Origin of the sequence: Gaoshiqia hydrogeniformans (assembly GCF_049347105.1) — a bacterium.
Classification (GTDB): domain Bacteria; phylum Bacteroidota; class Bacteroidia; order Bacteroidales; family Prolixibacteraceae; genus Gaoshiqia; species Gaoshiqia hydrogeniformans.
The window spans coordinates 4,571,501-4,585,398 of the sequence record NZ_CP186334.1 but is presented as its reverse complement, the minus strand read 5'-3'; the positions used below and the strand labels follow the sequence as shown (position 1 = coordinate 4,585,398).

Here is a 13,898-nt window from a genome sequence, read left to right as displayed (position 1 = left end):
TTGATTCTGTTTTCTTAATTGATTGAAAGCACTCTTGCTTCAGGCTCAACTACCATTGTCGGCCGGATTTTCTGAATATTTCCGATAATGATGCGGTCATTGGGGTCCACTCCATTTCGTATGATCCGCAATTTGCTGTTATGCAATGGCCCAAGTACAATTGGTCTTGCCTCTACCCGGTTATCGCCTGAAAGCACGTATACAAATTTTTGCGACTGATCGGTGCCAATAACCTCGTCAGGAATTAAAATGGCCGGCTGAGGGTCGTTGTTAAAAACACGTGCTGACCCGAACATTCCTGAGGTAATCACCAAATCGGGATTGGAGACTACTGCCCTGCCCTGATAGGTACCTGTTCCCCGATCTACTTCATTGTCCATGAAATTGAAGCTCCCTTCATGCTGAAATTCATCTTCGTCAAGCAACTTTACGGCAATACGGGCATTGGGCCCGGCAGCGCCTTTGAGATTGTCACCGTTATTTTTCCGGGCATATTTCAACAAAGATGATTCACTGCCTTCAAAATAAAAGTAGATGGGATCGAGCGATACAATGGTGGTCAGTAAGCTCGCCTGGTCACTTCCCCCGCTGATCAGGTTGCCTTCAGTAACAAATTCTTCGCTGATTTTTCCTGAAATTGGCGCCCTGACCTCCGTAAATTCCAGATTGAGCTTCGCTTGCGCCACATCGGCTTTCGCGGCTTCCTCACGGGCAATAGCTATGTTCAAAGCTTGCTCCCGCTGGTCGTATTCTTCACGCGAAATGGCTTTGGATTCTTTCAGTGACTTTACCCGGTCGAACGCATTCTCAGCCTGTTGTTTTTCGGCTTTAGCCTGCTCTAAGCGGGCTTCAGCCTGGTTCAAAACAATCTGAAACGGACGTGGGTCGATCCTGAACAATACAGCGCCTTTTCGAACCAATTCCCCGTCGCGAAACAGCACCTGGTCTACATAACCGCCAACCCGCGCTCTGACCTCTACCCGTTTGATGGCCCTAAACCGGCCGCTGTATTCTTCCCACTCCGTAACAGGTTGATATAAAGGTGCAGCGACCGGGACTTTCATTGCAGGTGCAGGAGGTGTGTCGCCACGGCTACTTTCGCAACCTGTCAGATAAAAGCCTGAAAGGACGGTCACAAGAACGATTGTGCCGGCCGACAGGTTTGTCCTCCGCTTTCTCATTTTCTCATTTGTTTTCATAACTAACCATTTTAAATAAATTACTTCTGCAAAACTTTGTTGATCAACTTGAAAAAAAACAATAGATACATTTAAATGTTTCGATGTTTTTCAAAAAATATTTGGTCGATTTTTGGTCCGATATTTCTAAAGAATTGAAATATTCTACAAAGCTGTCGAATAAACTTTGCCGGTTTCAGAATTAGCCTGCTATTACCGGTGGATTTTCAGATGGTAAATTTATTAAAGATAAATTTACCAAAAAGTCACAAACTCCCCCTAATAAGAAGCAAACTCAACTAAAAAATTGGGGATTCATTCAAAGGTTGGTGTCAAAAAGAAAACAAAGCTATGAAATACATCGACGCATTTCAATAGATCGATAAAATTTAACTTCTATTTAACCTCTATTTAATGTTTTCAGGAAATTGATGTACTCTTCAAAAACATCTTCATTAATCCGGTACTTCATCTGCCGGCCTTCTTTTACATAGCTAATTAAATCAGCATCCATTAATTGTTTGACGTGGTGTGAGATGGAAGGTTGCGACAGATTAATAAATCCACAAATATCGGTACACATCAAATAATTGGTTTTTTTTCTGATTTCCTGCAAGATTTGCAGCCTGCTGCTGTCGGCCAATGCTTTCGAAATTTTTTTTACCTGTTTTAAGTCCATGTCATTCCCACTACATTGATACATGCAAATATATAAATGCAATGGAAATTTTCCGAATTTTCAACTTCTTTTGCATCATTATTTTCCTGCTTCTCCCGAAACAGATCATCAATTTGTTGATTTTATTATTCATCCCCCAAAAACTTTTCCAGTTGTAAATGACCGGGCATTAATCACATTTTCACATAAGATGTTGAACCAAATTTCGACTTGATTTTGCCATGATGAATACATTTAGGTAAAACGGATTGTCATCCTTGGCTTTGATTCAATCAAAGTAGGCGCAAACTGCAAATTCGAGAAAAAAAAGGGCCATTCCTTTTCAGAAACGGCCCTTGGTATTGTGAATTCAGTAAAACTATTTCAGCCAGCGGTCGAGCCAGTTTTTGAAAACCCGTTGCCAGAGAATCCCGTTTTGGGCCTGGGTGACCCAGTGATTTTCTTCGGGAAAAAACAGAAACTGCGCCGGAATATCGCGCAGTACCGCGGCGTTAAAGGCTCCCATTCCCTGCGTGTAGGGGATCCGGAAATCTTTTTCGCCGTGAATGACCAGGATGGGCGTATCCCATTTTTCGACAAACAAATGCGGAGAAAAGCGGTACGAACGCTGGGCGGCAGCATTTGTTTTATCCCAGAAGGGGCCACCGATATCCCAGTTTTCGAACCACATTTCTTCGGTAGTCACGTACATCTGATCGAAGTTAAAAATACCGCAGTGCGAAATAAAGGCTTTGAATCGTCCTTCGTGGTGACCGGCCAGGTAATTCACCGAAAAACCGCCGTAACTGGCGCCAACTGCTCCCAGCCGGTTTTTGTCCACATAGGGTTCTTTGGCCAGCTCATCGATGGCTACCAGGTAATCCTGTATGTTCAGGCCTCCGTAATCCTTGCTGATCTGCTCAAGCCACTCCATGCCAAATCCCGGTAAGCCGCGGCGGTTAGGAGCCACAATGATATAATCGTTGGCTGCCATCATCTGAAAATTCCAGCGGTACGACCAAAACTGACTGACCATCCCCTGCGGCCCGCCCTGGCAGTATAAAATAGCGGGGTATTTTTTGTTCGGATCGAAATGCGGCGGGTAAATCACCCAAACCAGCATGTCTTTATCATCAACGGTTTTCACCCGGCGCGCTTCTACTTTTCCCATTTCCAGCTGATCGAGCAGGCCTTTGTTAATAGCAGTCAGCGCTGTATCGCTGCCGGTTTCCCGGTCAACCAGGTAAAGCTCGGCCGGTTGCGACATGGACACTTTCTGGGCCAGCAGTTTTCCTTCGGCCGTTTCTTCCACGCTCTGGTAATCGTGCACGCCATTGGTCAGGCGGCTGATTTGGCCATCGTCCAGGGCGAGGCTGTAAATTTCCTCTGTCCCGTGAATCCCGCTGATAAAAAAGATGGATTTTCCGTCGCGGCTCCAGCTCAGGTGTCCGGCTTCCTGCTCCCAGTTAGCTGAATAATTGGTTTGTTTGCCGGTAGCCAGATCCATCACAAACAAGCGCGCCTGATCGGCCTCATAGCCATCGCGCAGCATACTGGTCCAGGCCAGGAACTGCCCGTCGGGCGAAAACACCGGGTTTTTATCGTAGCCTTTGTGTTCGGCTGTCAGGTTTTTGGTTTCGCCGCTAGCCAGATCATAACGGTACAAATCGGTATTGGTGCTTTCGGCATAAGCCTTGCCCCTTAATTTTTTAGAGGAATACACAATCGTTTTGCTATCGGGGCTCCAGCAAAACTGCTCCGAACCGTCGAAAGGTCTGTCTGGTGCATCAAACTTCTCGCCTTCCAATATATCTTTTCCGCCAATGATTTTTCCGCTTCCGTAGTGTGCCACGAAAATGTGGTTGTAGGTATAATCGTGCCAGCTGTCCCAGTGGCGGTACATCAGGTCTGTTTCGAGCCGGGCATTGGCCTTGGGCAAATCGGGAAACAAATCATGAATATCGTCATCCAGCTTTACTTTTTTGATGTAGGCAATTTTTGTCTGGTTGGGCGAATATTGAAAGCCGGTAATTCCTCCTTCAACATCCGACATCTGCTCTGCACCCGTACCATCGGGATTCATTTCCCAAAATTGGGTACTGCCCGACTCCGAAGATAAATAACCTATCTTTTTGCCATCGGGCCGCCACCGCGCATCCGACTCATTCGACGCCGTATTGGTGATTCGCGCAACTTCTCCCCCCTCTGCCGGAATCGTGTACAATTCCCGGTAGCCTTTATTCTCTTCGATATTGAAATATGTTACGGCAAACAACACCGTTTCCCCGTCAGGAGAAAGGCTTGCATTGCCGATCCTTCCAAACGACCACAATACTTCAGGAGTCATCACATCCGAACTCAAAACCGGCGTTTCCGGCACATAGGTCTTCTTTTCCTCCATAGATTTTTGATTTGAACAGCTGCTCATCCAGGCAACTGTAACAATTAAAACAACTATTTTCCTCATAGATATGTTAAGTTTTCGGCATTTAAAAACAGGGTGCACAAAATACTTTTTTGTCGTGAAAAATAAAAGTGAAAAACTCAGGATAGTGCAGGAACCAAAATGATGATTAAACCCCTGTTTAGTTCTCTTCTCCAAAAATGTAAATCCGTCCGTCGTTTGCCCCAATCACTATTTTGCCCTCGTACACTGCGGGTGAACTGGCAACCTGGCTGCCAATTTCGTAACGCCATAGTTCTTCTCCGTTTTGCAGGCGATGGATGAAAATCAGGCCATCCATCGTGGCGGTGATCACCTTGTTGCCCGCGATCACCGAGGACGAATTGATCCGGTTAGTCAGGCGTTTTGTCCAGATTAAAGTTCCGTCGTTCCGCGAGATGCAGTAAAGCCGGCGATCTTCGTTTCCTAAAACGATGAAATTACCTGAAACAGCAGGCGAAGCAATAAAGGGCAGGTTTCTTTCCGGGTTTTCGTGTGTCCAGCGAATTTTACCTGCTTCCAGGTCGACCGCGTGGAAGCGGCCATCATAATCGCCCACATAAGCTTCGTTTCCGACGATGGCCGGCGACGAAGCCACGTAAGTGGAGATTTCGATTTTTTTGGTTGCTTTCCCGGTTTTCAGATCAACCAGGTGCAAAAAACCGTCGCAACCGCCAAAAACAAGCCTGTTTTTGTATAGGGCCGGCGCCCCGTTGATAAAATTATCGGATTCGTATTTCCACAAGGCTTTTCCGTCGGTCAGGTTTACCCCATGCAAAAAATAGTCGTAGCTTCCCACAGCCAAAACCGTTTTTCCGTCGGCGATGCCCCAGTTTGCCGATCCAATAATCTGGTTGTCGGTTTCATATTTCCAGACTTCGGCACCGTCTTTTTGATTTAAACAGAAAAACGAACCATCGAGGTTGCCAAACAGCACTTTGTCATCGAGCAACACAGCCGGAGCTTCAATGCTGTTTCCGGTTTTAAACTTCCACTTTAACTCTCCTTTAAGATTAAACGCATAAAAATAGCCGTCCGTCGATCCGCAATATACCACGCCTTCTTTAAGCACCGGCGAAGCCTTAATGTCATCGTCGGTCTGGAAAGAAGCCAACAATTTCAGCCGGTCAGGAAAGCTGGCATTTACAGCTGCCGTTAATTGCCGGTTCCCGCGAAAGACGGGCCATTCGCTCTGGGCAAACAGTAAGTTTGAAAGTAGCAGAAAAACCAGGATGATCGTATTATTTTTCATTTAGACCTTGTTTTAACAAATCCTGAAACAAGTTCAGGATGACGTTTTGGAACTGTTTAATTGCTCTTCGCAATCCACTTTTGCCAGGGCGCCGGTAGGACATTTTTCGGCAACCAGCGCGGCCGTTTTCTCCAGCGCCTTTCCAACACTTTCATCAAAGGGCACACCGATTTTCACGTCAAACCCTCGCCCGATAAACGAAAAACCAAATGTTTCGCGGTATTGCCGGGTAATGCGTACACAAATGCCACATTTGATACATTTTGATTCTTCATACACGATATTCTGCGCTGCAAATTCTTTTTTCACCATGAACCGCCCGTCATACTGAAAGCGTTTCTGTTCGGCGCCATACCGGTCGGACAATTCCCTCAGTATGCAGCTTTCAGGATTGCGGCAATCACAATGCAAACACCGTTTGGCTTCGGCAACAGCTTCGTCGCGGGTAAAACCGGTGGCTTTTCCCCGGCTTGCTTCACGGCGCGGATCATCCACGGATTCTTTCAGGTATTCAATCAATTCAACGGCTTCCAGTTTACCGAATTTCGAGTTGAAGCGCGACGGGTAAGCTGTTAATTCCGATGTTTTAAACAAACGGTCCAACAAATGAGCCAGTTCTTTCCCCTGTCCTACCGATCGGACCGCCAGTTTTGACGGACGCAGGGCATTTCCGATGGCAAAAACTCCTTTCGCCGAAGTCTCATAAGTCTCTTTATCAGCCTGTATACCTGTTTTCGACAAGGCAAGTCCCCATCCGTTCAACCGGTCGTTCAAAGCTCCGGTTGCCAAAACCACGGCATCATGTTCCTGCCGGAGCCTTTCAAACAGCGGTTGGTCGACTTCCACCCGGAATTGAACGGAAATGTCGGGGTTCAAAACTGCCTCAATTTCCGATTTCAGGACGTCCGGTGGCAACACCGCTTCGGTAATTTTCAGTAAATCGCCGCCAGCTCGTTCATTTTTCTCGAATATTTTTACCTCGTGACCTGCCCGGTTCAGATAAAATGCCGCTGCCAATCCGGCCGGTCCGGCTCCGATGATGGCTACTTTTTTACCTGATTTCTTTTTCGCACCATCAGGCTTTATTCCTTTTTCCAGTTCCTGATCGGCAGAAAATCCCTTCAACAGGCAGATAGATACCGGCTCGTCCACCTGCTTGCGGCGACAACCGGCCTCGCAGGGAGCGGGGCAAATCCGGCCCAGAACGGCAGGAAGGGCAATGTCGCGTTTTACCACCCCGATGGCTTTCGCGAAGTTTCCGGCGGCAATCAGCCGGTTCATCAGGGGAATATTCATATGCGCCGGGCATACCAACCGGCAGGGCGCTTCACAATCGCCCACATGTTCGCTCAACAGCAGTTCCAGCGCTGCTTTTCGCGACTCGCGGCATTCGTCATCATCGGTAATGATTTCCATGCCTTCTGCGGCCGGCATCGAACAGGAAGCCATAAGCCGGCCGTAACGCGCATCTTTAACCAGGCACACCATGCAGGAAGTAAAATGTTCCGTACCTTCCAGGTGGCACATGGTCGGGATGTCAATTCCCAACTTCCGGGCAGCATCAAGAATGCTTGTTCCCTGCGGAACTTCAATTGTTTGGTTATTTATTTTGAGTGTGATCATGTACCTGTTGCCTTTAAAAAAATTCAATCCGTATCCGGAATGATCTATTTGATTAATTTTCGGATTGTCGGATAAAGATTCTCTGCGATTCTCTGGAAGCCCAGGTCGGTCAGATGAACGCCGTCAACCGTTGCTTCCTGGTCATCACCAATCAGTTTAGCGGCTTTCATGTAGTATATATTCCGGTCCCCTTTGTTTTTTTGCTCCTGAAAAATCCGGGCCAGGGTTTTATTTTTTTCATGAAGCAAGGTATAAACGGTCTGATCGAAATACATATGCGGAAAAAGAATCGTTTCAACCATTAGTATGGGCGTATCCGGGTTCTTTTCGCGTATGATTTCCAAAAAACGGGAATATTTTTCATTCATTTGGACAATACTCACATTTGGCAGGCAGTCGATGACAAAACAGGAAGCCTCAATGGTTGCCATCGCTTCTGCAACTTCCAAATCAAGCTGACCGTTGCCGCTGAAACCCAGATTAACAATATCTCGGTTAAGCATACGCGATAAAATATTTGGATAAGACATGCCTGCTCTCGAGGCACAACCTCCCTGGGTAATACTGGTGCCGTAAAATACCACCGGCTGGCCGACCCGGGGAGAATTAACCTCGGGTTGACCAATTGTTGATTTCGCGTTAACTCCAATTTCAAGATTCGCCAATCCATCGTATAACGGCAAATACAGCATATACTCCATTTCCGTCTCCGCCATATTTTTAATGATTACTGCTGTTGTTGCTTTCGCTGATGGCCTTGCGGTATTAACAAACTGCCATTTACCGTTTTTCAGACAATACAAATCAAGCCCTTTGATACCGGTCATCGTAAAATGATTCATAAAAACATCTCCGGTAACTTCCCATTTGGCAGCAATGATTGACGAATTGGTTCGGAAACGAATTGCCAGGCCACTGCAATTCTTTGATAAATTCCAAACCGGAGGCCGGGTCTGGTTTTCAAGACGGGCAGGTAACCGTTCATACCGGTTTTGAGTATCCGAAAAACCCTTGCCAATCAATGGAAGCGTAGTCGCATTAACATATTTCAAACTATCAGTTGCTGCGGTTCCGGTACAGGGTATAAATAACGTTAGAATCAGAAAGAACAGCCAATATCTCATAGCGATATTTTTTTTACTGAACCGAATTAAATCCAGGCGTATATGACGATCATTTATATCAAAATCACCAGCCTGTTGATTTATTTTCAGTTTTCGAAAGCTTTTCATCTGTATTTGATTTTATAGTTAGCAACAACATATCATATTCCGTTTGTTATCTCACAATCACCGCATCAACCGGGCAAACCGGGCGGCAGGCGTCGCATTTAATGCACAGGTCTGTATGGATGGTATGTTTTTTATGCGGCTCGAATTTGATGGCATCCACCGGACATTTCTGGGCGCATTTGGTACAACCGATACAGTCATCGGTGATGGAATAAGTGATCATTTCCGTGCATTTCCCCGAGGGGCAACGCCCTTCGATATGCGCTTCATACTCATCGTAAAAATAACGCAGGGTGGTTAAGATCGGGTTGGGCGCCGATTTACCCAGGTTGCACAAGCTCCCTTTTTTAGTCCATTCGGCCAGGTATTTCAGCTCATCCAAATCTTGTTTTGTCCCTTTCCCGGTAGTTATTTTATTCAGGATATCGAGCATGCGTTTGGTACCAACCCGGCAGAAGGTACATTTTCCACACGATTCATTTTGGGTGAACGACAGGAAGTAGCGGGCAATATCAACCATACAATCGTCTTCATCGAGTACCACGAGACCGCCGGAGCCCATCATGGCCCCCACTTCAAGCAGCGAATGGTAATCAATCGGCGTATCGTAGAGCGACGCCGGGATGCAGCCTCCCGAGGGGCCACCCACCTGTACTGCTTTAAACTGTTTACCGTTTTGCACGCCGCCGCCTATTTCTTCCACAATCTGGCGGATGGTAATTCCCATAGGCACTTCGATTAAACCGCCGCGGTTAACCTTGCCGGCCAGTGAAAATACTTTGGTTCCCTTCGAATTTTCAGTCCCGATCGCGCTGAAATGCCCTTCACCCTTCCGGATGATGTACGAAACCTGTGCAAACGTTTCGGTATTGTTGATTAAAGTTGGATAACCCCACAAGCCCTTTTGGGCCGGAAACGGCGGACGGATGGTGGGGAACCCGCGGTTTCCTTCAATCGAAGTCATTAGGGCTGTTTCTTCGCCGCACACAAAAGCGCCTGCGCCTTCGTAAATCTGAATGTCAAAGTTAAAACCCGAACCGAGGATATTCTCTCCAAGCAAATTCTGTTCGCGGCAATTGATCAGGGCCTGCCTGATGCGGGTAACCGCCAGCGGATATTCGGCGCGGATATAAAAATAACCGTCGGTTGCCTGGATGGCCCATGCTGCCACCAGCATTCCTTCGATTACCCGGTAAGGATACGATTCGAGCAGCATCCGGTCCATAAACGCACCGGGATCGCCTTCGTCGCCGTTGCAGATCAGGTATTTCTTTTCGCTTTTTTCTTTTTCAACCAGTTCCCATTTCAGGCCGGTCAGGAATCCGGCGCCTCCACGGCCACGCAAGCCGCTGTCTTTAATTTTCAGAATCAGTTGATGACGATCCGTTTGCAAAGCTTTTTGCAAGGCCTCAAACCCGCCATAGCTGCGGTACTCGTCCATATCCAGCGGATTAATCACGCCCCGGTGTTCGGTAGCAATGGAAATCTGCCGGTCAAGAAAATTGGAAACCATCTCGTCACGAACATCAAGGGCATAGCGGTCAACGCCTTCCCAAACAGCATCGGTCTGAACATTTTCGAGAAAATGATAGGCAGAAGTTTTAATCCGGTCCAGCAATCCTTTCGGCTTGAAATGGGTATGGATGATATCGGATATCTCATTGGGTTTTACTTTCGCGTACAAGGTACTCTTCTTTTCTTCGTCGATAATCTCCACCAGGGGAACCTGGTGGCACATCCCCACGCATCCCACATTTTTCAGGTGCAGGTGAATGCCGGTGCCAGCAATCGTTTTCTCAATCTCATTTTTTACTTCCTGACTTCCGCTGGCCACGCAACACGATCCCAGTCCGACCCGTATTTCTCCCTGAAATTCACTTCCATCGGCATTCCTGAATTTGCTTTTCTTCCCGGTTTTACCAATCTGGCTTTCAAAGTCCATGACCACCGATTCAACTTTGTCAGTAGTCACATGACCGTAAGTCACATCATCAATCTGAACCACCGGGGCCAGGGTACAACAGCCCAGGCAGGAAACTTTTTCGAGGGTGTATTTTCCCGAGATATCCGTTTCTTCATGAGGCGGTAAATTGAAGTGCCGTTTAAAGGCGTCGTATACCTGCATGGCCCCCTTTACATGACAAGCAGTTCCCACGCATACTTTGATCAGGTGCTGACCGGCCGGCTTCAGCCGAAACTGGGAATAGAAAGTTGCCACTCCCGTGATATTTTCAGGGGTGATTTCTGTTGTTTCGCACACCCGGCGCAAGGCCTCTTCGGGCAAATAATTGAATGTATTCTGGATCGATTGCAGAATGGGGATGACCGATTTTTTTGTCGTCCCTTTTTGCCTGACAATTTCGTCAACCCGGCTGAATATATCCTGTATTTCTTCTGTCATCTCATTCATTTTCCGATACAATACAAATTACTGAAGCCGCGCAAATACATTCTGCCGTCGGCAAAAACAGGCGAACATACGGTTTTTTCTCCCAATTTCGACTCAGCGATCAGTTGGTATTCTTTGGCCATCTTCATCACATGCATGGTTCCGCCCATGTCCATCACATATACCTTCCCATCGGCATATACAGGCGAGGCGTAAATGCCGCTGCTAAATTCCTGTTCCCAGTATTTCGTACCGTTCAGCGCATCGTAACAGGCAACCATGCCGTAGCTGGTTCCCACGATTAACAGGCCATTCGCAGCTAACGGACTGGCAACCTCGGGCAGGTATTCATCTTCTTCCCAGATCACTTCGGGCTGTGCTCCCAGCTTAATTGCCGCCAGGGTTGCATACTCGTTCGCAGCAAAAACAATCCCGTCGGTATAGCCCACCGACGGACCAACTTCGCCCATCATGCAGTTTACGCTCCACAATTCTTTCCCGGTTTCAGGGTCATATCCCGCCACGAGGGGTTCTCCGGTCAGGATCAATTCATCGCGGCTGCCTGTATTTACCAACACCGGCGAGGCCCACGAAATCTTAACATTCCTCGGCGTTTCCCATTTTACGGAGCCATCGGCCATTGCCAGGGCCATTACCTTGGCTCCACGGTTGGTATCGTATTGCACCAGCAGCTTATCTTTGTAAATGATGAGTGACGATGAATGCCCGTAATGATTATCCGGCACGCCCAGGTTTTTTGCCCAAAGACGTTTTCCGCTCATATTCAGCGAAATAACATCACCTGTTCCGAACAAGGCAAAAACGGCATGCCCGTTGGTGGCCATGCTTGGCGCTGCCAGGCCTGTATCTTCGGTTACTTTAGGCATTTTTGCAGGCGATCCGGTAATTTGATCGGCATTGGCCTCCCAGAGGAGTTTGCCGTTATTTTTATCATAACAATAAACGGTGCGGGCTGTTTCATCGGCTCCGGTTAAAAACAACCGATCTCCCCAAATAATCGGCGAACTATAACCTTTTCGGGGAATTTTAACCTTCCATAAAATATTTTCGCCGGTTTCTGTATTCCATTTTTCAGGAACGCCGGTTTTATAGCTTAAACCCGTTCCCTCCGGTCCCCTGAAAAACGGGTAATTTTTTCTGATTTGCTCTTTGGACGGAAGAGTTGTCGCTGCCGGAGCTTTCTCTTCGGCAACAGGCGAAAGTGCTTCAGTTTCTGCTGCTGCTTCTTGATTTTCAAGCTGCTCTGTATCTGCAACTTCCTCAGTCTGCTCAGGCTCATCCTGAACCGGCTGAACGGCAATAATTTCCACCGCCGATGCTACCTGCTGATCGTTCTGCCCCGGTGTTTCATACCGGTTAAGTATATTTTCGGAGAAAAAGCCGGATAACAAAGCCAGAATAAACAAACCGCCGCCCGAATAAATTAACCATTTACGCTCCTGTTGTTTGTCCAAAAACGGATTTTTTTCAATACGTTCCAATTCTTCCAGGCCCGGGCGAAGCGATTTTTGGTAGCGGACAGCCAACACCAATACCAATACGCTTACCACGAGCAACCATGATCCGGTCCGAATTTGCCGCAAACTGGTAAAATAAGCTTTACGGATCATCAGGTCGAGCGCGCGGATATTTTCTTTCAGCATCTCATCCTGCGGATTCTGTCGCAATTGGTCTACCAGCGACTTTAAAGCCGGGGTTTCCAGCGGATCGACCGACTTGAGCTGAATGTAATTGAAAATGAGCATCACACTCATCACCAGGCTAAAAACAGCGGCAATCCAGGCAATCCGGCCGGCCAGGGTCATTTTATCTTTTGGGTCCATGTTTATTTTCATCGTATTATTTCTTCACCGGACAATAATCCATACATCGTCCGCAGCTTAAACAATTTATTTTATCGGGTTCGTAATCGTTTCGGTTTCGGTGCGATGACAATTTCACCAGGGTCAATCCGACGACGAGTCCCATAAAAATTCCCAGGATCCAGCCTCCCCAATAAAATTGGCTCCTGACCTCTTTGGCCTCGGTCACGAGTTGTTCCATCGTTTTTCCCGACTGCATAAAGGCCCGTACATCCAGGTTGTTATGATCCTGTTTCAACTCCGGGTGTTGCACCAACTGTTCGGCCAGGTAAACCGTTGAATTGAACTTGGCCAGCGGTACATGCATCATTGAGCCGGCCAGGCCGCCAATACCCATCCACAACGGAACAAACAGCAGATATGTCATCAGTCGCTGAACGTTGGAACGGCGGTTCCCTTTTTCTTCGACCGGTTCGTTAATGGCTCCGTACGGGCAGGAATTGGCGCACAGCTTACATTGTATGCAGTTGGTTGGGGTAATGGTCATGTGATTTTTGGAAAAGCCGGACATCCAGCCCAGCAACACGCCGTACGGACAAAAAAAGCGACAGTACGGACGGGCAACAAAGATACCTGCCAACAGGAATAAACCGCCCAACAGCAGCATTTGAAACTCCGCATCGAAACGGAATAAACCAACAAAGGGATCGTAGCGACAGATCAGAAACTCGGATTTGGTGGCGGCGTACAAAACAGCCAGCCCCAAATACAAGTACGGAGTGATCCCCAAAACCTTTTGTACCCATTTGGGCAATTCGACGGGCCGGAAAGCCACCAGATCCTGGATCGCGCCAAGCGGGCAAACAGCCGCACAAAAAGTTCGCCCGTAAAATAAGGCAACGACGAGCGGGATTGCAAAGAACAGCAAGGCGGTAAACGGCAACACATAGGCAGGATCAAATAAGGCAAGTGTTATGTTCTGAATGGACCCAACGGAACAGATGCATCCTTCGCGGTAAAATCCAAAATAGAGCAACGAAAAAACCGAAGTCCAGAAAACGCCTCTTCGCGATCGTTTTTTCAAGACAAACCAGGTGGCAACAGCCAGCGCCGCCATCAGGATAAATACATCCAGGTATTCCAGGAAAACCGCCCGGGGCAAGGGCTGAGATGTTGGCGGCTGCACATAGCCGGTTTCAAATTCCGGTTTTGGAAACCGTTGCTGCGCCAGCGCAGGAATACTCAGCAAAAAAGCTGATAAAGAGAAGCTTATTTTGTTCATCCAATTCATGCCTTTCAC

Annotated in this window: 9 protein-coding genes; all 9 read right to left on the bottom strand. The window is 47.5% G+C overall.

Annotation, left to right across the window (positions count from 1 at the left end; genetic code table 11):
• Window positions 1-14 precede the first annotated feature (14 nt).
• Window positions 15-1,199 (bottom strand): efflux RND transporter periplasmic adaptor subunit, encoded by a 1,185-nt coding sequence (locus ACOIT5_RS18260; protein WP_423127603.1) that lies wholly within the window; start codon window positions 1,197-1,199, stop codon window positions 15-17.
• Window positions 1,200-1,578: 379 nt separating this feature from the next.
• A complete protein-coding gene (locus tag ACOIT5_RS18255; RefSeq protein WP_423127602.1) occupies window positions 1,579-1,857 on the bottom strand; it encodes an ArsR/SmtB family transcription factor in 279 nt (92 codons plus the stop codon).
• A gap of 358 nt (window positions 1,858-2,215) precedes the next feature.
• Window positions 2,216-4,237 carry a S9 family peptidase gene (locus ACOIT5_RS18250; RefSeq protein ID WP_423127601.1) on the bottom strand — a complete coding sequence of 674 codons (2,022 nt, stop codon included), beginning with the start codon at window positions 4,235-4,237 and terminating at the stop codon, window positions 2,216-2,218.
• Between the two features lie 184 nt (window positions 4,238-4,421).
• Complete coding sequence (locus ACOIT5_RS18245; protein ID WP_423127600.1) at window positions 4,422-5,531, bottom strand: PQQ-binding-like beta-propeller repeat protein; 1,110 nt, start codon at window positions 5,529-5,531, stop codon at window positions 4,422-4,424.
• Window positions 5,532-5,564: 33 nt separating this feature from the next.
• The gene (locus ACOIT5_RS18240; protein WP_423127599.1) at window positions 5,565-7,154 is read right to left on the bottom strand and encodes a 2Fe-2S iron-sulfur cluster-binding protein; all 1,590 of its coding nucleotides are present in this window, start codon (window positions 7,152-7,154) and stop codon (window positions 5,565-5,567) included.
• 44 nt (window positions 7,155-7,198) lie between these two features.
• Window positions 7,199-8,278 carry an SGNH/GDSL hydrolase family protein gene (locus ACOIT5_RS18235; RefSeq protein WP_423127598.1) on the bottom strand — a complete coding sequence of 360 codons (1,080 nt, stop codon included), beginning with the start codon at window positions 8,276-8,278 and terminating at the stop codon, window positions 7,199-7,201.
• A 154-nt stretch (window positions 8,279-8,432) separates the two neighbouring features.
• A complete protein-coding gene (locus ACOIT5_RS18230) occupies window positions 8,433-10,787 on the bottom strand; it encodes an NAD(P)H-dependent oxidoreductase subunit E (protein WP_423127597.1) in 2,355 nt (784 codons plus the stop codon).
• A gap of 5 nt (window positions 10,788-10,792) precedes the next feature.
• Window positions 10,793-12,619, bottom strand: a complete 1,827-nt coding sequence (locus ACOIT5_RS18225; RefSeq protein ID WP_423127596.1) for a PQQ-binding-like beta-propeller repeat protein — start codon at window positions 12,617-12,619, stop codon at window positions 10,793-10,795.
• Window positions 12,620-12,635: 16 nt separating this feature from the next.
• Window positions 12,636-13,889 (bottom strand): 4Fe-4S binding protein, encoded by a 1,254-nt coding sequence (locus ACOIT5_RS18220; RefSeq protein WP_423127595.1) that lies wholly within the window; start codon window positions 13,887-13,889, stop codon window positions 12,636-12,638.
• Between the last annotated feature and the right edge of the window lie 9 nt (window positions 13,890-13,898).

What these genes read in the sequence shown, in the direction of transcription:
- ACOIT5_RS18240 (WP_423127599.1), bottom strand. Translation starts at nt 7,154, where the DNA reads ATGATCACACTCAAAATAAATAACCAAACAATTGAAGTTCCGCAGGGA.
- ACOIT5_RS18255 (WP_423127602.1), bottom strand. Translation starts at nt 1,857, where the DNA reads ATGGACTTAAAACAGGTAAAAAAAATTTCGAAAGCATTGGCCGACAGC.
- ACOIT5_RS18220 (WP_423127595.1), bottom strand. Translation starts at nt 13,889, where the DNA reads ATGAATTGGATGAACAAAATAAGCTTCTCTTTATCAGCTTTTTTGCTG.
- ACOIT5_RS18225 (WP_423127596.1), bottom strand. Translation starts at nt 12,619, where the DNA reads ATGGACCCAAAAGATAAAATGACCCTGGCCGGCCGGATTGCCTGGATT.
- ACOIT5_RS18260 (WP_423127603.1), bottom strand. Translation starts at nt 1,199, where the DNA reads ATGAAAACAAATGAGAAAATGAGAAAGCGGAGGACAAACCTGTCGGCC.
- ACOIT5_RS18235 (WP_423127598.1), bottom strand. Translation starts at nt 8,278, where the DNA reads ATGAGATATTGGCTGTTCTTTCTGATTCTAACGTTATTTATACCCTGT.
- ACOIT5_RS18230 (WP_423127597.1), bottom strand. Translation starts at nt 10,787, where the DNA reads ATGACAGAAGAAATACAGGATATATTCAGCCGGGTTGACGAAATTGTC.
- ACOIT5_RS18250 (WP_423127601.1), bottom strand. Translation starts at nt 4,237, where the DNA reads ATGGAGGAAAAGAAGACCTATGTGCCGGAAACGCCGGTTTTGAGTTCG.
- ACOIT5_RS18245 (WP_423127600.1), bottom strand. Translation starts at nt 5,531, where the DNA reads ATGAAAAATAATACGATCATCCTGGTTTTTCTGCTACTTTCAAACTTA.